This window comes from Ruegeria sp. YKSF070, from assembly GCF_059612725.1.
In genome coordinates this window covers 69312-87283 of sequence record NZ_JBXWRD010000007.1, presented here as the reverse complement: position 1 = coordinate 87283, position 17972 = coordinate 69312, and the positions used below count along the sequence as shown (strand labels likewise).

Sequence of the window (17972 nt, the reverse complement as noted above, 5' to 3'; positions counted from 1 at the left end):
TTCTGCGCTAAGATGAGAAGAAACAACAAGGAGTAAGACCATGCCTCGCCTGATCCGTCTCTACGTCACCCAGGTTCTGGTTGGTTTTGCGATCTCGGCGGTGTTCATCGCGGGTCTCATGTGGCTCGATATCGCCGGACTCCGTGGGTTGATCACTCGGTCCGATGCGGCGCTACTTGCCGTGTTCATGTTGTGGTTCATGAACGGGATCGTCTTTGCCGGAGTGCAATTCGCCTGGAAGATCATGAGCCTGGCCGAGGATGATGCGCCGCCGCGCGGTGGCAGCAAGGTGTCTGACCTGCGCCCGGTTCCGGTCCGGCAGGAAGCGCCCGCACAGCGGGGCTGATCCCGGGTCATCGGGTGGTGTGCGGCGGGAACCACCAAGTGTCGACCGTGCGGTTCGATTCCCGAGGACCTGTATATACAGGTGGGCGCCAGGTAATCAGGCCAGGACCTGAACAGAGCCAGCCCCCTCGGAAATGTTTAAGGCCACCGGAATGCTACCTGTCACGAGAAGGGCAGAACCCGCCGTCCCCATAGGTAGGGCGCGCTGCTACTGCCCGCAAGGGGGCAGATGACGGGAACGGGCTTGTATTTTGTTCACCTATTGTTCACCATGTATCCCATGAAACTGGATTTTCAACCCGGACAGCGGCTGGCGCGTGGCGTCTCACGACACCTCAGGGCGCATGGATTCGTCTCGGTCGAAGAATTCGTGCCTGCCCGCGGGCTGCGTGTCGATGTGATGGGGCTGGGCCCCAAGGGCGAGATCTGGGTGGTCGAATGCAAGTCGAGTCGCGCCGATTTCCAGGCGGATTCGAAATGGCAGGGTTATCTGGAGTGGTGCGACCGCTATTTCTGGGCGGTGGATGTGGAATTTCCGGCCGAATTGCTGCCTGCGGAAAGCGGGCTGCTGATTGCCGATGCCTATGATGCAGAGATCGTGCGGATGGCGCCCGAGCAAAAGCTCGCCCCGGCCCGGCGTAAGGTGCTGATCCAGAAATTCGCCACCCATGCGGCACGGCGCCTGCAGGCGCTGCGCGACCCCGAGGGCCACGGGATTTTCGAATGAAGCGCGTCGAGAGCGGCCAGCGCCGTTTTCCGCACCGGAAAACGGCCCGGAAAACGTGTCGTTTTCCGGCGCCGCCTCAGCGTTTGGACATCAGGCGGGCGGCCTGTGCGGCGGCGCGGATTTCATCCGCGATTTCCTCGGCCTCCTCGGGATCGAAATCCATCGGCACCTCGACTCCGTGCGCCTCGACAAAGAGCCGCACCATCCCGGCATCGGTCGGGCCGATCTGAAGATTCGCCTCGATATCGCGTTCGGTATTGATGCCCATCTCGTCCTCCGGGAAAACTGCTGCCGGACTAGACCGGGCCGGGTTGAGAATCAAGCCGGTTCCGGGGTCTGATATCCCATGGACACGATCACCCTGCGCCCCTTTCGCCCTGAAGACGCCCCCTGGTTGGTCGAGCGGCATGGCACGCTCTATGCGCAGGACGAGGGGTTCGATGACAGTTTCGGGCCGCTGGTTGCGCGCATCCTCGACGATTTCATCGCCAATCACGACCCCGATCGCGAACAAGGTTGGATCGCCGAGGCGGATGGTCAGCGGCTGGGCAGCATCTTCTGTGTCCGGCTGGACGAGAGTACCGCCAAGCTGCGCCTGTTCCTGCTGGTGCCCGAGGCGCGCGGGCGGGGCCTGGGCCGGCGTCTGATCGACACTTGCATGGGCTTTGCACGCAGCAAGGGTTATGTGCAAATGCAGCTTTGGACCCATGAAAGCCACCGCGCCGCCTGTGCCCTTTACGCGGCCACCGGTTGGCAGTTAGTCGACAGCAAACCGGTCCATTCCTTTGGCGTCGACCTGGTCGAACAAAGCTGGAAAATTACACTCTGACCCTCTTGCAATCCGCAACCCGGTTGGGTACATCGCCCCTCACGGTGCCGCCTTAGCTCAGTTGGTTAGAGCGCTGGATTGTGGATCCAGAGGTCCCCTGTTCAAGCCAGGGAGGCGGTACCATAAACGGCTTCCCCCATATCGCATGATGGCGCGCAGTCTGGCACCCCTGCCGCGTTTCAACGCAGCCACAGCCCCTTGGATTTGATCCGGTTGCGGATTGCCTGTTCCTTGTGCGGCAGGTTCTCGCGGTCGAACATCTCGCGGATCTTTTCCCCCTTGCCCTGATAGACCATTTTTTTGAGCGGTTCGTAATTCTTCAGCACTTTCTTGATCTTGTTGGGCGCGCAGACCTCTTCCAGCACCTCGACCACCCAATCGGTCTCGCGCGCGTAGAGCAGCGGGAACAGGCGATAGTGGCAGCTGACGGTTCCGTCCAGCAGCCCCTCGGGCAGGCTGTCGCGCCCGCCGCCAAACGAATGGATTACCAGCGGTAGCGCCACCTGGTCGAGCCAAGGATTGAGGCTTTGGCAGACCAGTTCGGTCAGTGGTGTATCGCGGATCGAGCGGGCATAGGTCAGGAACCGGTGCCCGAACTTGTGGGGGCATTCATAATAGAAGAAACCGGCGTTGAAATAGAGATAGCGCCGCCAGTATTCGTCTGGCTGATCGAAATCCAGCGAGCTTTCGAAATCCAGCCCAAACCTGGTGTAAAGCGCCCGCCAGATCTCGGTATAGCCGGGACCATAGAGAGTGGGCTGCGGCCAGGTGCCCTCGCGTTTGAGCGAGGCGGTGGGGCGGCTGAAGTCGAAGGGCACCGACATCAGGTCGCCGGTGATCAGCGTATCGGTGTCGAAAAAGACAAAAGGTTCACCCTCGGGCAGGGCCAGCAGCGCCTCGATCTTGTTGCCATGCGGATAGGTCTGGCCGAAAACCTTGTTGTCAAACGGCAAAAGCTCGGCCCCCAGCATGTCGAGCGCGGCGCGCAACTCGTCGCTCTGGATGCTTGGGTCCTCGTCCCATTTCGGGCCGGGCTGCGGGTGGGCGACGAACAGGCGGCCGTCAAAATCGGGTGACGAATGGCGTAGCGAGGCGGCGAACAGCACTGCCTCGTATTGCAGGCGGTTGTTCTGACCCACCACCACGATGTTAAAGGGTCTGCGCTCCGTCGTTTTCGCGACCTGTTGTTTTGTCATCTCTGCCCGCCGCCGGATTTGGTGATGCGGCGCCCCTGTTTTGACGTAGTATAGGGGCAGGGGCCGGGCGCCAAAAGCCCGGATTTCCCGCCAACTGATTTTGAAAGGCCCGTTCCAGATGCTCGATATTCTGCTTTTCCTCATCGCCGGCGCGGCGCAGTCGTCCCAGGATGAGGGCAAGGCGCCGACGCCAACCGAAAGCGCCGCTGTTACGGCCCCTGCCGACGCGCCTGCGGCCCCTGCGTTCCTGAAGCCCGAACCAACAGCCGAGGCCCCCGCGACGCCGGCCTTTCTGTCGCCCGCGCCCCAACTGGTGGCCGAGCCGCAGGTGCCCAGCGGCAAGTTCACCACCGCGACCGAAGTGAAGCCGATCCTGAATGCCACGCGCGGCAACTGGGTGGCGCTGCGCGACTATGACGGGCAGGACCTGCTCTATGTCACGCATCTGTGGTCCTGGCGCTGCGGGCTGGCGCAGATGTCGGTCTCGATCAACGGGGCCGCGCCCGAGATCTGGCCCCTGCCGCCCTGTCATGCCGAAACCGCCGCGCCCAATGCGATCATCGACAGCGATGGGCTGCCATTCCGCAGTTTCCCTGCGGGTTCGGTGGCGCAAATTGATGTCGAACTGATCTATGACGATCTGAGCGCCGACAGTGCCAGTTTCGCGCGTGCACAGGTGCTGATGCCCTGACGGGTCATGCCGCTATCGAGGGTGGTCAAATCAGCGCGGTGCTCAGGATGGGGAAATAGCTCAGCATCACCAGCACCACCGCCACCGCCAGCAGGAACGGCCAAAGCGCGGTGAAGATGGTAAAGGGGCGCACCCCTGACATGGCCGAGGCGATATAGAGACCCACGCCTACCGGCGGCGTCAGCAGGCCCAGCACCAGGTTCAGGCTGATCACCACCCCGAATTGATAGGGGCTGATGCCATAGCTGTTCATCGCGATCGGCAGCAGGATCGGCGTGATCAGGATCAGTGCCGCGATGCCGTCGATCAGCATGCCTACAAAGAGCAGGCACAGGTTGACGATCAGTAGAAAGGTGAACGGGTCCGAGGTGACGGTGGACAGAAACGCCGCCAGCTTCTGCGGCAGTTCCTCGTAGATCACCACCCAGCCGAACACATTGGCCGCCGCGATCATGAAGATCACCAGCGAGGAATTGGTGGCGGTGCGCGCGAACATGGCGCCCAGATCGCGGATATGGATCTCGCGATAGACCAGCCAGCCCACGCCAAAGGCGATGAGCGAGGCGACGGCGGCGCTTTCGGTGGGGGTGGCGATGCCGAAAAGGATGCCGCCGACAATGGCCAGCGGGATCAGAAAGGCGGGCAGGGCGTCGCGCAGGGCGCGCAAGGCCTGCGGCATGGTCATCCAGTCGCCCTTGGGAAACTGTTGGCTGAGCCCGATCAGCGCCACCACCACAAAGAACGAGCCCGCCATGATCAGGCCGGGAATGATGCCCGCGATGAACAGATCCCCGATCGGCAATTGCGCCAGCACGCCATAGATCACGAACAGCATCGAGGGCGGAATGACCGGTGCCAGCAGCCCGCCGGCGGCGGTGGTGGCGGCGGCGAAACCGGGGTCATAGCCCTCTTCCTTCATCGCGGGCACCATGGCCCGGCTCATCACCGCGATCTGGCTGGCGGCCGAACCGATGATGGCAGCCATGAACATGTTGGCAAGCAGGTTGATATAGGCCAGCCCGCCCCGAAACCCGCCAACAAAGACACGGGCGGCGCGCACCAGGCGCTGGGTCATGCCGCCTTCGTTCATCAGCTCTCCGGTCAGGATGAACAGCGGAATGGCAAGCAGCCCGTAGTTTTCGACCCCGGCAAACATCTGCTGGGCGAAACTGTCATACAGAACCAGGTTGCCGCTGTCATAGATGTACCAGAGCGCGGTCAGCGCCAGCACCAGCGCGATGGGGACCGAGGCAAAGAGCAGCACAAGGAAAAGGATCGGGGTCATTGCGCGGCCTCCGCCTCGGGGTGTCGGCCCGGATAAAACAGATTGGCCGCCGAATGCAGCAGGGCCCCAAGGGTAAACAATGGCATCACCAACCAGACCCAGACCTTGGGCAGGCCCAGCGTGTTGGTGGGTTCGGCATAGATGAAGTTGAAGGTTTGGCCCTGAAACGCCTTCACGTCCCAGCCCGCCCGCATCAGTTCCAGCGGCATGAACCAGCGCAGGCAAATCCAGACCATCAGGCAGGCAAAGACGAAAAGAACCAGATCGACCACCCGCTCAAGCATGCGCGCGCCGTGCCCGTCCAGCATCTCGTTCACCAGGGTAACGGCGATGGCGCTGCGGAAATGGATCGCGGCGGATGCGGCCAGAAAGGTCATCCAGACCATGGCATAGATTGCCGCCTCATCCACCCAATATATGGCGTTGCCCGCAGCGCGGGTCACCACGTTGAGCAGTATGAGCCCGGTGACCGACGCCGCCAGCGCGGCGGCGCAGACCAGTTCGACCCTGGCCCAGAGATGCGATGCCCGATACAGCATATGCCTGCCTTCAAATGTCGCGAAACGGGCCGGCACAGGGCCGGCCCGACGCGGGGTTTTCTGGGATTATTGCAGGTCCGCAGCGGTCTTGCGCAGTTCGGGCAAGGATGGGGCCTTGTCCGCCCAGATCGTCTCCCACTGCGCGATGGCATCGCCGAAGAAGTCCTGATCGACCCGCTTGAAGGTCTTGCCCACCTTGGTCAGCGCATCGGTCCATTCCGGCTCTTTGGCCATGTAAACGTCCAATGTGCTGTCCACATGCTTGGCCATCAGTTCCGAGATCATCGCCTTGTCCGCATCGCTCAGCCCGGCATAGACGCGGGCCGAAATCAGCCCGACCATCGGGAACATCATGTGGTTCGAGATCAAGAGCGTGTCGGCATGTTCATGATATTTCAACACGTTGATCAGCTCGACATCCATGTCGATCGCATCCACCTGGCCATTGGCCAGCGCGTCATAGACCGCCGGCAGCGGCATCGGCGTGGGTGCGGCCCCCAGCGCGTTGTAGAAATCGAGGATCGGATCGAACGGCGTGATCCGCAGCTTGAGCCCGGACAGATCGGCCGCGGAATTCACCGCGCCCCGGCTCAGGATCTGGCGCATCCCGGCGCTGCCATAGCCGACACCGACCACGCCCGCCTCTTGCGGCAGCACCGCCAGCATGCCGCGCGCGGTATCCGAGCGCAGGATGGCCGAGGCGTGGTTGATGTCCTTGGCCAGATATGGCGCATAAAACGCCCCCATGTTGGGCACCCGGTTCGACACTTCGGCCACGGTCATGAAGGCCATGTCCAGCGCCCCGGTCTGCAACTGTTGCAGCATCTGCGCCTCGTTGCCCAGCTGGCGGGCGGGGAAGACCGAGACCGAATGCGCACCGCCCGATTTCTCGGACAATTCGGCGCCAAAGGCCTCGGCGGCCTTGGTCCAGGTATGGGGTGGCGGGGTGATCAGGCCCAGGCGAAATTCCTTGGCCGCCGCCGGCAGCGCCGCCAGTACCAGCGCGGCACAGGCAACCCCCCGGGCCAGTCCCTTGAAGCTGATTGTCATGTGGTTCTCTCCCTGTTGGAATCGTTGTTTTTTGCCAGTCTAAACGCGGTTTACAGTTTCACCCAACCCTCTGGTGGTTCCTTGCCCGGATGAACCTCGCCGCAATTGGGGCAGGTGCGCGCCTGTTCGTCGGCATAAAAGGCCTGATAGACCGGCGGCAGATCGCGCACGATGCTTTCCAGCAACAGCTCGGCCCGGTGCACCAGGCTGCCGCAGCCGAAACAATACCATTCGATGGCGTCATGGGCGCCTTCGGGGCGTTTGGGTTCGATCACGAGACCAATCGAGCCTTCTTGCGGGCGCTGGGGCGAATGGCGCACGTGCGGCGGCAACAGGAAAATGTCGCCCTCGCGGATCGGAACGTCATAGAATTCGCCGCCGTCATAAAGTTTTAGCACCATGTCGCCCTTGAGCTGGTAGAAGAACTCCTCGACCGGGTCGTCATGATAGTCGGTGCGTTTGTTGGGGCCGCCGACCACGGTCACCATCAGATCCGCATCCTCCCAGATCTGCTGGTTGCCGACGGGCGGTTTCAGCAGATGCTTGTGTTCGTCGATCCATTTCTGGAAATTGAAGGCGCTCAGCCGGGCCATCACGTGTTCCTCCTTACCGGTGCTTGCCATCGCGGGCTTGTTTCAGCGTCGGGCGGGGCGGGGCTGCAAGACAAGGAATTTGTCCGAATGCCGCTATCGAAAATCGCGATAGCAGCGCGGGAACCGGCTTTGCGAACCATGGGTGCTGACGAACTTCCTTCATGCATGAAATTTTAAGGTTAAAGGAATAGCCCCTGTCAAGTGTCTTGACCGCGGTCGAGGGTCAGGGCGGTTGATCACCTCTGCGTGAACATGCTTTCTTGGTCCTCGCAGCGCGCCAGATCGAAGGGCGACAGAGCAAGCAGGAGATAACCCATGCGGATCAATGCGGACTTCAGCCAACGCGCAGCGGTGCATTTCGACCAGACAGACTGGGTCCCGTCGCCCGCGCCCGGTGTCGAACGCAAGATGCTGGACCGGATCGGGGCCGAAGTGGCACGGGCCACCACCATTGTCCGCTTCGCGCCGGGCAGCGCCTTTGCCGCCCATACCCATGACGGAGGCGAGGAATACCTGGTTTTGGACGGTGTGTTTCAGGATGAGTTGGGCGATTTTCCGGTTGGCTCTTATGTGCGCAACCCGCCGACCTCGTCCCATACGCCCGCGACCGAACCTGGGGCGACCATCCTGGTCAAGCTGCACCAGTTCGACCCAGCCGACCGCACAGAGGTGCGCCGTTCGATCACCGGAAAGAGCGACGAGACCCTGTTTTCGGATGCGCATGAAGAGGTGCGGCTGGAAAGCTGGGCGGCGGGTGCGAAGGTGACGCGCGATCTCCCCGGCGGGATCGAGGTCTTCGTGCTGGAGGGCGGGTTTCAGGAGGGCGGGGACTCCTTTTCGCGCTGGGACTGGCTGCGCCTGCCACCGGGCGCGCGGCTGGAACTGATCGTCGGCGCCGAAGGCACGCGTGTCTGGGTGAAATCCGGTCATCTCGCCGGAATGGTCTGACATCCTTGCGGCAGGCGGCAAGAATTTTCGCCGAAAATTCTTGCACCCAGCCTTGTGGGCCCGGGCGATTTCGTCCGGGTTCTTCATTTTTGACCGAAAGATAAATTTTACCAGTTGATAAAATTTCTGGATGTGGCAAGCTGACCTCAATAACGAACATATCTTCAGGGAGAAGAACGATGGCACAGGGCCAGATGGCTCCCGGCATTGTCGCCGGGCGGCTTTCCAGCGACGAACTTGCCGCGAATTTCGACGATCTGCATCCGGCCTATGCGCCGCACGAGGCGGCGGTGGCTGCGGATCGTTGCTATTTCTGCTATGACGCGCCGTGTCAGACGGCCTGTCCGACCGAGATCGACATTCCACTGTTCATCCGGCAGATCCAGACCGGCCACCCCGAGGCAGCGGCACGCACCATTCTGGAGCAGAATATCCTGGGCGGCATGTGCGCCCGGGTCTGTCCCACCGAGACACTGTGCGAAGAAGCCTGCGTGCGTGAGGCGGCCGAGGGCAAGCCGGTCGAGATCGGGCGGCTGCAACGCTATGCCACCGACACGCTGATGGCGCGCGGCGTGCATCCCTTTACCCGCGCGGCCTCCACCGGCACGCGCGTGGCGGTTGTCGGGGCGGGGCCTGCGGGTCTGGCCTGCGCGCATCGTCTGGCGATGCTGGGCCATGACGTGATCATCCACGAAGCGCGGCCCAAGGCCGGCGGGCTGAACGAATTCGGTATCGCGGCCTACAAGGCGACCGGTGGCTTTGCCGGGGCAGAGGTGGACTGGCTGCTGCAAATCGGCGGCATCACGGTTGAGCAGGGCTCGGCCCTGGGGCAGGGCCTCACGCTCGATGCGCTGCGCGCAGACTATGACGCGGTATTCCTGTCCATTGGCCTTGCCGGGGTGAACGCCCTGCGCGCGGCGGGCGAGGACAAGGAGGGCGTCCGCGATGCGGTCGATTTCATCGCCGAGCTGCGCCAGGCGGGCGACCTGTCGGCACTGCCGGTTGGGCGCAACGTGGTGGTGATCGGCGGCGGCATGACCGCGATCGACGCCGCCGTACAGTCAAAGCTGCTGGGCGCCGAGAACGTCACCGTCGCCTATCGCCGCTCTCGCGCCGAGATGGGGGCCAGCGGCTTCGAACAGGATCTGGCCGCCTCCAAGGGGGTCAGACTGATGTTCAACGTGATGCCGGTTGCCGTGCATGGCAATGGCGCGGCGGTCGAGATCGAGCTGGAATACACCACCAGCGCGGGCGGTTCGGTGACAGGCACGGGCGAGACCGTGCGCCTGGCTGCTGATCAGGTGTTCAAGGCCATCGGCCAGACGCTGGAAGGCGCGCCGGAAGGGCTGGAACTTGAGGGGCGCAAGATCAAGGTCGACGAGGCGGGCCGCACCTCGGTTCCCGGGGTCTGGGCGGGCGGCGATTGCGCCAGCGGCGGCGAGGATCTGACGGTGACCGCCGTAGCCGAGGGTCGTGACGCCGCCATGGACATCCACGCCCAGTTGAGCGCGTGACACTGAAAAAGGATGCGAAAGCACATCAGGGAGGCCGTATAAATGGCTGATTTGAAGACAAACTTTCTGGGCATTGAAAGCCCGAACCCGTTCTGGCTGGCCTCGGCGCCGCCGACCGACAAAGAATACAATGTCCGCCGGGCCTTTGAGGCCGGTTGGGGCGGTGTCGTGTGGAAGACACTCGGCTCCGAAGGGCCGCCTGTGGTGAACGTGAATGGCCCGCGCTACGGCGCCATTTATGGCGCCGACCGGCGTCTGCTGGGCCTCAATAACATCGAGTTGATCACCGACCGTCCGCTGGAAACCAACCTGGAAGAGATCGCGCGGGTCAAGGCGGATTATCCAGACCGCGCCGTGATCGTGTCGATCATGGTGCCCTGCGAGGAAGCGGAATGGAAAGCGATCCTCCCGCGGGTGGCCGAAACCGGGGCCGATGGTATCGAGCTCAATTTCGGCTGCCCGCATGGGATGAGCGAGCGTGGCATGGGCGCGGCGGTGGGCCAGGTTCCCGAATATATCGAGATGGTCACGCGCTGGTGCAAGACCCATTACGACAAGCCGGTGATCGTGAAGCTGACTCCCAATATCACCGATATCCGTTATCCGGCACGGGCTGCGAAAAACGGCGGTGCGGATGCGGTTTCTCTCATCAATACAATCAGTTCCATCACGTCGGTGAACCTGGACAATTTCAGCCCAGAACCCTCGATTGACGGCAAGGGCAGTCATGGCGGCTATTGCGGCCCGGCGGTGAAACCGATTGCGATGAACATGGTGGCCGAGATCTCGCGCGACGCAGAAACGCAGGGACTGCCGATCAGCGGCATCGGCGGGGTGACCACCTGGCGTGACGCGGCCGAGTTCATGAGCCTGGGTTGTGGCACCGTTCAGGTCTGCACCGCGGCGATGACCTATGGCTTCCGCGTGGTGGAAGAGATGAAATCCGGCCTCAGCCAGTGGATGGATGAGAAGGGATACACCAGCGTCAGCGATTTCGTCGGGCGCGCGGTGCCCAACGTGACCGATTGGCAGTACCTGAACCTGAACTACATCGCCAAGGCGAAAATCGATCAGGATCAGTGCATCAAATGCGGGCGCTGCTATGCGGCCTGCGAGGATACCTCGCACCAGGCGATTTCCATGTCAGAGGACCGGGTGTTCGAGGTGATGGATGACGAATGCGTCGCCTGCAACCTCTGCGTCGATGTCTGCCCGATCGAGGGGTGCATCTCGATGGTGCCGATGCAGCCGGGCGAAACCGACCCGCGTACCGGAAAGGTGGTGCAGGCCGATTATGCCAACTGGACCACGCATCCCAACAACCCTATGGCACGGGCCGCAGAGTGAGGACCGAGATTTTTCGCCGAAAAATCTCTGCTTGAGAAAATTCGACGAATTTTCTCAGAAAAGAAGGCGGATCGGTCCGTTGTGGCAGACCACGACGAACTGATCCGCCGTTTCGATCACGTGAAAGTTGCGGCGGCGCATTTCGGTCAGAAACCGCTCTTTCCCGACCTCACGGTCGACCCAGGCGACGGATCGTCGGACGACCGCGCCGCGTTGCACGGCGCGTGTGGAAAAAATCTGATCCAGCCAGCGACGGGCCTGAACGGGGTGAGGCGGGGCCTGCATCGACTCATCTGACCAGATTTTGGTAGAGAAAGTCTTAACGCCTCCCAAGGCCTTGCCTTGTCTCCAAGCCGCCGCACGGATACTCCGGGACAAGGATGTGTTCAGTCTGCAGGTCCAAATGGTACGTCAGCTTCTTCCCGTAAGTGCCTTGTTGCTTGGCTCTGCCTTGCTGCTTTTCGCAGGTGGCATGAACAGCCTGATTCTGCCGATCCGGGGCGCGCAGGAAGGGTTTAGTGCCTCGGCGCTGGGTCTTCTGGGGACTGGTTGGGCTTTTGGCTATGTCGCGGGCTGTTTCTATACGCCCCGGCTGGTGGGCAAGGTCGGCCATGTGCGCGCATTCAGCGTAATGTCCGGATTTGCCGCCGTTGCCGTGCTGCTTTCGCTGCTGCTGCTGACGCCCTGGACCTGGATTCCGCTGCGCGCCATGTCGGGCTTCTGCTTTGCGGGCGCGGCGATGATCGTCGAAAGCTGGCTGAGCGAGCGGGCCGAGCCGAGCACGCGCGGTCGCATCTTTGGCCTATACACCATGGTGAACCTGGGTGCCTCGACCGCCGGGCAACTGGTGCTGACGATGGGCGATACGTCGGGCTTTCTGTTCTTCGTCCTGCCCGCGATCTTTTACTGCCTGGCGCTGATGCCGACGGCGATGTCGTCCAAGGCGGTGCCAAAACCGCTGGTCAGTGTCCGGCTCGACCTGATGGCGGTCTGGCGCAACTCTCCCGTCGCGGTGATCGGGGTGCTGTGTGTCGGCGTGTCGAATAGCGCCTTTGGCACGCTGTCGGCGGTCTATGCCGATGGGATCGGACTGGCGCTTACGACGGTGGCGCTGTTTGCCAGCCTTCCGGTGCTGGCGGGCGCGGTGTCGCAGATCCCCATCGGCTGGTTGTCGGACCGGCTGGACCGGCGCGCGGTGCTGATCGCTGTCGCGGTCCTGGCGCTGGCGGTCGATATGGTCTTTATCGCGCTGTCGCCGGAAACACGGATGTTGAACCTCGTGCTGGCCTCTCTTTTCGGCGCGGCGATCTATGCCATGTATCCGATCATCATTGCCCATGCCAACGATCACGCCGCCGCGGATCAGGCGATTCAGGTCAGCGGCGGGCTGTTGATGCTATACGGGGTTGGATCGATCCTGGGGCCCTTGCTGGCAGGGGTCGGAATGGAGACCCTGGGTGGCACCGGTCTGTTCATGACCTCGGCGGCCGCGCATGTGCTGCTGATCCTGTTCTCGGGCCTGCGGATCCTGTTGCGCGCCCCGGTGGACGAGGCCGACAAATCGAGCTTTGTTCCAGCGCCTGCCGCCCGCGCCACCACGCCTGAAACCGCGGCGCTGGCAAGCGGTGAGTCCGATGAGGTCGAGACTGAGAAAACTGAGATTACTCCGGACGCGGGCTGAGCAGTCGCCGGTAGAGCGTATCGAGGAACACATCGGCGCCGTCGAACGGGTCCTCATTGCCCAGAACCGCGCGCACCTGCACGTCGAAATCCGCGTAATGCTGCGTCAGTGACCAGATCGAGAACAGCAGGTGATAGGGATGGACGCGGGCGATCCGACCCGCCGCCATCCAGGCTTCGAGCAGGGCCACCTTGTCATCGACCAGCGCCTTCAGATCCTCGCTCAGGGCCTGATAGATGCGCGGGGCGCCTTGTACGATCTCGTTGGCGAACAGGCGGCTTTCGCGGGGGTAATCGCGGCTCATCTCCAGTTTGCGGTGGACATATGCCAAAAGCTCGGTCAGGGGCTCGCCCTGATCATCGAGCGCGCGCAGCGGATCCAGCCAGGTATCCAGCAACTCGGCCAGCAGCGCCTCGTGCATCGCTTCTTTCGACGGGAAATAGTAGAGCAGGTTGGGCTTGCTCAATCCTGCCTCAGCGGCGATCTGATCCACCGTTGCGCCGCGGAAGCCATGCGCCGAAAAAACGTTCAGAGCGGCGTCCAGGATGGCGGCACGGTTTTTTTTCTGGATACGGGTCGGCGCGCGGTCCTGAGGCATGATCTGCTGCTTTTTTCCTTCGCTTGCCCGTCGAAGTGACGGAATCTTGCAGGGGAACTCGGCTATTTCTTGACTGGTGTCAAACCCGTGATAGCGTGAGTTTGACCAGTTGGTCAAATAGCTAGGCCAGCAAGAACGCAAAGCAAGCAACAGGGGAACAGGTATGGCGGCTCCGGCACAGAATCTCAGAATCAACGGTGACAGGTTGTGGGACAGTCTGATGGAGATGGCCAAGATCGGCCCCGGCGTGGCGGGTGGCAATAACCGCCAGACCCTGACGGATGAGGATGGCGAAGGCCGCGTGCTGTTCCAGAAATGGTGCGAGGCTGCGGGCTGTTCCATGGGGCTTGACCAGATGGGCAACATGTTCGCCATGCGCGCGGGCACCGACCCGGACGCGCTGCCGGTCTATGTGGGCTCGCATCTGGATACCCAGCCCACGGGTGGCAAGTATGACGGGGTGCTGGGGGTTCTGGCCGGGCTGGAGGTGATCCGCACCCTGAACGATCTGGGCATCCGCACCAAACACCCCATCGTCGCCACCAACTGGACCAACGAAGAGGGCACGCGCTTTGCCCCCGCGATGCTGAGTTCCGGCGTCTTTGCGGGCATGCATACGCAGGACTGGGCCTATGCGCGCACCGATGCCGAGGGCAAGAGCTTTGGTGACGAGCTGTCGCGGATCGGCTGGCGTGGCGAGGAAGAGGTGGGCGCGCGCAAGATGCACGCGTTTTTCGAGTTGCATATCGAACAAGGGCCGATCCTGGAGGCCGAGGGCAAGGATATCGGCGTTGTTACCCATGGCCAAGGGCTGAGCTGGACCCAGGTCACGATCACCGGCAAGGACGCGCATACCGGCTCAACCCCGATGCCGATGCGGCGCAATGCCGGGCTGGGCATGGCGCGGGTGCTGGAAAAGGTGGACGAGATCGCGCTCAGCCATGCGCCCCATGCTGTGGGGGCGGCGGGCCATATCGACGTTTACCCGAACTCGCGCAACGTGATCCCGGGCAGGGTGGTGTTCACGGTGGATTTCCGCAGCCCCGAATTGTCGGTGATCGAGGATATGGAGGCGCGGCTGCGCGTTGAGGGCCAGAAGATCGCCGATGATATGGGGCTGGAGATCGCCTTTGAAAAAGTGGGCGGCTTCGACCCGGTGGCCTTTGACGAAGGCTGTGTCTCGGCCATCCGCAACGCGGCCGAGCGCCTGGGATACAGCCATATGAACATCATCTCGGGCGCGGGCCACGATGCCTGCTGGATTAACCGGGTGGCGCCGACGGCTATGGTGATGTGCCCATGTGTCGACGGACTGAGCCACAACGAGGCCGAAGAGATATCGAAGGACTGGGCCGCCGCTGGTACGGATGTGCTGTTCCATGCGGTGGTGGAGACGGCGGAAATCGTGGAGTGATCCGGGGGCGATGCCCCCGGACCAGCGGGGGGCGCTGCCCCCCGAACCCCCCGGAGTATTTTCGGCGAAATGAAGGACAAGGGATGGTGCCGGACACGGCAACAATGCGCAAACGGGTCAGGGCGGCGATCGAGGCCGATCTTTCGAACGCGCCATTGGATGTGGTGGGTCGGGCCACGCTGCGCGATTTCGCGGCTTTGCGGCAAGAGCCGGAGGTTGTGGAAGTGCAGTTCAGCGGCGGCGTGATGGGGCAGGGTTGGGCGGTCACGCGGCCGAATGGCCCCTACCTGGTCGTCTACCTGCCGCAGGCGGGATGTTTCTCGCTCTGTGTCGAGGGGCCGTTCGGGCCGTTGGATATCGGGGTGCATGGCAATGCGATCGGCTGTTTCGGGTCGGTCTGACAAGAAAACAGGGAGTTCAAGCAAATGAGCACAGTCATCAGGAACGGCACCGTTGTAACCGCCGATCTGACCTACAAGGCGGATGTGCGGATCGAAAACGGCGTGATCACCGAAATCGGCCCGGGGCTGAGCGGTGACAAGGAGTTGGACGCCACCGGCTGTTACGTGATGCCCGGCGGCATCGATCCCCATGTGCATCTGGAGATGCCCTTCATGGGCACCTATTCCAGCGACGATTTCGAGAGCGGAACCCGCGCCGGGCTGGCGGGCGGCACCACGATGGTGGTGGATTTCTGCCTGCCCAATCAGGGTGAGAGCCTGCTGGACGCGATCAAGCGCTGGGACAACAAATCGACCAGGGCCAATTGCGATTACTCTTTCCACATGGCGGTGACCTGGTGGGGCGAACAGGTGTTCAACGACATGAAGACCGTGATCGAGTCGCGCGGGATCAACACATTCAAGCATTTCCTTGCCTACAAAGGCGCGCTGATGGTGAACGATGACGAGTTGTTCGCCTCGTTCAACCGTCTGGCCGAGTTGGGCGGGATTGCCATGGTCCATGCCGAGAATGGTGACGTGGTGGCCGAGATGACCGCGCGCCTCTTGGCCGAGGGCAACACCGGGCCCGAAGCACATGCCTATTCGCGCCCGTCCCAGGTCGAGGGCGAGGCGACCAACCGCGCCATCATGATCGCCGATATGGCGGGTGTGCCGCTTTATGTCGTGCATACCTCGTGCGAGGAGTCCCACGAGGCTATCCGGCGCGCGCGCATGCAAGGCAAGCGGGTTTGGGGCGAGCCGCTGATCCAGCATCTGACATTGGACGAGAGCGAGTATTTCCACCCCGACTGGGATCATGCGGCGCGGCGCGTGATGTCTCCGCCCTTCCGCAACAAGCAGCATCAGGACAGCCTGTGGGCGGGGCTGCAATCGGGTTCGCTGAGCGTGGTGGCGACCGATCACTGCGCCTTTACCACCGAGCAGAAACGCTATGGCGTGGGCGATTTCTCGAAGATCCCAAACGGCACCGGCGGGCTGGAGGACCGGATGCCGATGCTGTGGACCCATGGTGTGGCGACCGGTCGCCTGACGCCGAACGAGTTTGTGGCGGTTACATCAACAAATATCGCCAAGATATTGAATTGCTATCCGAAAAAAGGCGCGGTTCTGGTGGGTGCCGATGCCGATCTGGTGGTGTGGGATCCTGAGAAATCCAAGACGATCAGCGCGGGCAGCCAGCAATCGGCCATCGACTATAACGTGTTCGAGGGCAAGGAGGTCAAGGGCCTGCCGCGCTTTACCCTGACGCGCGGACAGGTGGCGGTGCATGACGGCGAAATTCGCACCCAGGAGGGCCATGGCAAGTTCGTGGCGCGCGAGGCGAATACCCCGGTGAACCGGGCGCTCAGCAGCTGGAAGGAGCTGACTGCGCCGCGCCCGGTGGAACGGTCGGGCATTCCGGCTACGGGGGTCTGATGGGGCTACTCGGGCACAAGCGCATCCAGTTCGGGCAGGAGAACGACACTCTCCTGCTCGTGCGGATCGGTGCGGGCCAGGATGGCGACGGCTTCGGTCTGGCCGGTGTTGATCGGCAGGTGCGGGACACCGGCGGGGATATAGATCAGGTCGCCGGCGTTGGTCTCCATCTTGTGTTCCAACGCGGGACCCCAATACATGACCGCCGACCCCTCGATCACGTAGATCGCGGTCTCGTGCTCGGCATGAAGATGGGCCTTGGCCCGGCCACCCGGCGGAATGCGCAGCATGTGCATGCAAATGGATCGGGCGCCGGTCGTCTCGCGCGCGATCCCTTGAAAATAATTGAACCCCTGCTTGCCGGCATAGGTTTCGCCAAGACGGAGTTTTTGGCAGGTATCTGGCATCTGATCGGGCATCGCTTGGGGGTCTCCAACAGGATAATGACACTATGAATGGGACGGGGCAGCAGCCGGAGTTGTCAAGCGTGGTTTCGGCCAAGGGGCTGGATCTGACGTTTCAGACCAATGACGGCCCGGTTCACGCGCTCAAGGACGTGAACCTGGAAATCAACAAGGGCGATTTCGTCAGTTTCATCGGGCCGTCAGGCTGCGGCAAGACGACGTTCCTGCGCTGTATCGCGGCGCTGGAGACACTGACGGGCGGCAGCCTGACGGTGAACGGGATGACGCCCGACGAGGCGCGGCGCAAGCGCGCCTATGGTTATGTGTTCCAGGCGGCGGGTCTGTACCCGTGGCGAACCATTGCCAAGAATATCAAGCTGCCGCTCGAGATCATGGGGTTTTCCCGGCAAGAGCAGGAAGAGCGCGTGAGAAAGGTCCTGGAACTCGTTGATCTGGCAGGGTTTGGTGGCAAATTCCCTTGGCAGCTGTCGGGCGGAATGCAGCAGCGCGCCAGCATCGCGCGGGCGCTGGCCTTTGACGCCGATATCCTGTTGATGGACGAACCGTTCGGAGCGCTGGACGAGATCGTGCGCGACCATCTGAACGAGCAGTTGCTGGCGCTTTGGGCGCGGACCGGCAAGACCATCGGGTTCGTCACCCATTCGATTCCCGAGGCGGTCTATCTGTCGACGAAGATCGTGGTGATGAGCCCGCGCCCGGGCCGGATCACCGACGTGATCGAAAGCCCGCTGCCCAAGAAGCGGCCGCTCGACATCCGAGACAGCAAGGAGTTCATAGAGGTCGCGCATCGGGTGCGCGAGGGTCTGCGGGCGGGACATGCCGATGACTGAGCTGGATTTCTGGATGCGCGGCGACGAGGCCGGGCGGAACCGGAATTCGGCACGAATTCCGGCCCGATTTCCTTGCAGGA

Annotated in this window: 21 protein-coding genes and 1 tRNA gene; 14 read left to right on the top strand and 8 right to left on the bottom strand. The window is 62.4% G+C overall.

All coding sequences use genetic code 11. From position 1 onward, the window contains the following. The first annotated feature begins 40 nt into the window (after positions 1 to 40). Together AC2FL1_RS05740 and AC2FL1_RS05735 are read left to right on the top strand one after the other, a co-directional pair. Positions 41 to 346 (top strand): hypothetical protein, encoded by a 306-nt coding sequence (locus tag AC2FL1_RS05740; RefSeq protein WP_496876264.1) that lies wholly within the window; start codon positions 41 to 43, stop codon positions 344 to 346. A 279-nt stretch (positions 347 to 625) separates the two neighbouring features. Further along, entirely contained in the window at positions 626 to 1072 is a 447-nt protein-coding gene (locus tag AC2FL1_RS05735) for an MmcB family DNA repair protein (protein WP_496876263.1), read from the top strand. Between the two features lie 76 nt (positions 1073 to 1148). Here AC2FL1_RS05735 and AC2FL1_RS05730 read toward each other — a convergent pair whose 3' ends face one another. After that, positions 1149 to 1340 carry a DUF6324 family protein gene (locus AC2FL1_RS05730; protein WP_234136517.1) on the bottom strand — a complete coding sequence of 64 codons (192 nt, stop codon included), beginning with the start codon at positions 1338 to 1340 and terminating at the stop codon, positions 1149 to 1151. Between the two features lie 78 nt (positions 1341 to 1418). On the opposite strand from AC2FL1_RS05730, the gene AC2FL1_RS05725 reads away from it, so the two are divergent. Continuing rightward, entirely contained in the window at positions 1419 to 1901 is a 483-nt protein-coding gene (locus tag AC2FL1_RS05725; protein WP_496876262.1) for a GNAT family N-acetyltransferase, read from the top strand. A gap of 46 nt (positions 1902 to 1947) precedes the next feature. Continuing rightward, positions 1948 to 2024: transfer RNA gene (locus tag AC2FL1_RS05720), tRNA-His, on the top strand. Between the two features lie 56 nt (positions 2025 to 2080). Here AC2FL1_RS05720 and AC2FL1_RS05715 read toward each other — a convergent pair. Then, entirely contained in the window at positions 2081 to 3097 is a 1017-nt protein-coding gene (locus AC2FL1_RS05715) for a GT-B fold glycosyltransferase domain-containing protein (protein ID WP_496876261.1), read from the bottom strand. A 118-nt stretch (positions 3098 to 3215) separates the two neighbouring features. Here AC2FL1_RS05715 and AC2FL1_RS05710 point away from each other — a divergent pair, with 118 nt between their 5' ends. After that, on the top strand, positions 3216 to 3788 hold the full coding sequence (locus AC2FL1_RS05710; protein WP_496824012.1) for a hypothetical protein: 573 nt from the start codon (positions 3216 to 3218) through the stop codon (positions 3786 to 3788). Positions 3789 to 3813: 25 nt separating this feature from the next. On the opposite strand, the gene AC2FL1_RS05705 is transcribed toward AC2FL1_RS05710, so the two are convergent. The 4 genes from AC2FL1_RS05705 to nbaC form a co-directional block, all read right to left on the bottom strand. Then, a complete protein-coding gene (locus AC2FL1_RS05705) occupies positions 3814 to 5073 on the bottom strand; it encodes a TRAP transporter large permease (protein ID WP_496824011.1) in 1260 nt (419 codons plus the stop codon). Further along, positions 5070 to 5612, bottom strand: coding sequence for a TRAP transporter small permease (locus AC2FL1_RS05700; protein WP_496824010.1), 543 nt, complete (start codon positions 5610 to 5612; stop codon positions 5070 to 5072). Before AC2FL1_RS05700 ends, AC2FL1_RS05705 begins: the two co-directional genes overlap by 4 nt. A gap of 66 nt (positions 5613 to 5678) precedes the next feature. Further along, the gene (locus AC2FL1_RS05695; RefSeq protein WP_234136523.1) at positions 5679 to 6662 is read right to left on the bottom strand and encodes a TRAP transporter substrate-binding protein; all 984 of its coding nucleotides are present in this window, start codon (positions 6660 to 6662) and stop codon (positions 5679 to 5681) included. Positions 6663 to 6712: 50 nt separating this feature from the next. Continuing rightward, positions 6713 to 7255, bottom strand: a complete 543-nt coding sequence (gene nbaC / locus AC2FL1_RS05690) for a 3-hydroxyanthranilate 3,4-dioxygenase (protein ID WP_496824308.1) — start codon at positions 7253 to 7255, stop codon at positions 6713 to 6715. Positions 7256 to 7570: 315 nt separating this feature from the next. On the opposite strand from nbaC, the gene AC2FL1_RS05685 reads away from it, so the two are divergent. From AC2FL1_RS05685 to AC2FL1_RS05665, 5 genes are all read left to right on the top strand, one after another. Continuing rightward, entirely contained in the window at positions 7571 to 8203 is a 633-nt protein-coding gene (locus tag AC2FL1_RS05685; RefSeq protein ID WP_496876260.1) for a cupin domain-containing protein, read from the top strand. Between the two features lie 179 nt (positions 8204 to 8382). Further along, complete coding sequence (locus tag AC2FL1_RS05680) at positions 8383 to 9717, top strand: NAD(P)-dependent oxidoreductase (RefSeq protein ID WP_496876259.1); 1335 nt, start codon at positions 8383 to 8385, stop codon at positions 9715 to 9717. Positions 9718 to 9759: 42 nt separating this feature from the next. Continuing rightward, entirely contained in the window at positions 9760 to 11064 is a 1305-nt protein-coding gene (gene preA, locus AC2FL1_RS05675) for an NAD-dependent dihydropyrimidine dehydrogenase subunit PreA (protein WP_496876258.1), read from the top strand. Positions 11065 to 11145: 81 nt separating this feature from the next. Further along, positions 11146 to 11361, top strand: a complete 216-nt coding sequence (locus AC2FL1_RS05670) for a hypothetical protein (RefSeq protein ID WP_496876257.1) — start codon at positions 11146 to 11148, stop codon at positions 11359 to 11361. Between the two features lie 106 nt (positions 11362 to 11467). Next, the gene (locus AC2FL1_RS05665) at positions 11468 to 12745 is read left to right on the top strand and encodes an MFS transporter (RefSeq protein WP_496876256.1); all 1278 of its coding nucleotides are present in this window, start codon (positions 11468 to 11470) and stop codon (positions 12743 to 12745) included. On the opposite strand, the gene AC2FL1_RS05660 is transcribed toward AC2FL1_RS05665, so the two are convergent. Then, the gene (locus tag AC2FL1_RS05660) at positions 12726 to 13343 is read right to left on the bottom strand and encodes a TetR/AcrR family transcriptional regulator (protein WP_234136529.1); all 618 of its coding nucleotides are present in this window, start codon (positions 13341 to 13343) and stop codon (positions 12726 to 12728) included. The two genes, AC2FL1_RS05665 and AC2FL1_RS05660, sit on opposite strands and share 20 nt — an antisense overlap. A 163-nt stretch (positions 13344 to 13506) precedes the next feature. Between AC2FL1_RS05660 and AC2FL1_RS05655 the strand changes: the two genes are divergently transcribed. From AC2FL1_RS05655 to hydA, 3 genes are all read left to right on the top strand, one after another. Continuing rightward, entirely contained in the window at positions 13507 to 14757 is a 1251-nt protein-coding gene (locus AC2FL1_RS05655; protein ID WP_496876255.1) for a Zn-dependent hydrolase, read from the top strand. Positions 14758 to 14861: 104 nt separating this feature from the next. Beyond that, positions 14862 to 15158 (top strand): hypothetical protein, encoded by a 297-nt coding sequence (locus tag AC2FL1_RS05650; RefSeq protein WP_496823996.1) that lies wholly within the window; start codon positions 14862 to 14864, stop codon positions 15156 to 15158. 24 nt (positions 15159 to 15182) lie between these two features. After that, the gene (gene hydA / locus AC2FL1_RS05645) at positions 15183 to 16637 is read left to right on the top strand and encodes a dihydropyrimidinase (RefSeq protein WP_496876254.1); all 1455 of its coding nucleotides are present in this window, start codon (positions 15183 to 15185) and stop codon (positions 16635 to 16637) included. 5 nt (positions 16638 to 16642) lie between these two features. Here hydA and AC2FL1_RS05640 read toward each other — a convergent pair whose 3' ends face one another. Then, complete coding sequence (locus AC2FL1_RS05640; RefSeq protein ID WP_496876253.1) at positions 16643 to 17056, bottom strand: cupin domain-containing protein; 414 nt, start codon at positions 17054 to 17056, stop codon at positions 16643 to 16645. A 32-nt stretch (positions 17057 to 17088) separates the two neighbouring features. Here AC2FL1_RS05640 and AC2FL1_RS05635 point away from each other — a divergent pair, with 32 nt between their 5' ends. Then, a complete protein-coding gene (locus AC2FL1_RS05635; RefSeq protein ID WP_496876252.1) occupies positions 17089 to 17892 on the top strand; it encodes an ABC transporter ATP-binding protein in 804 nt (267 codons plus the stop codon). The last annotated feature ends 80 nt before the right edge of the window (positions 17893 to 17972 follow it).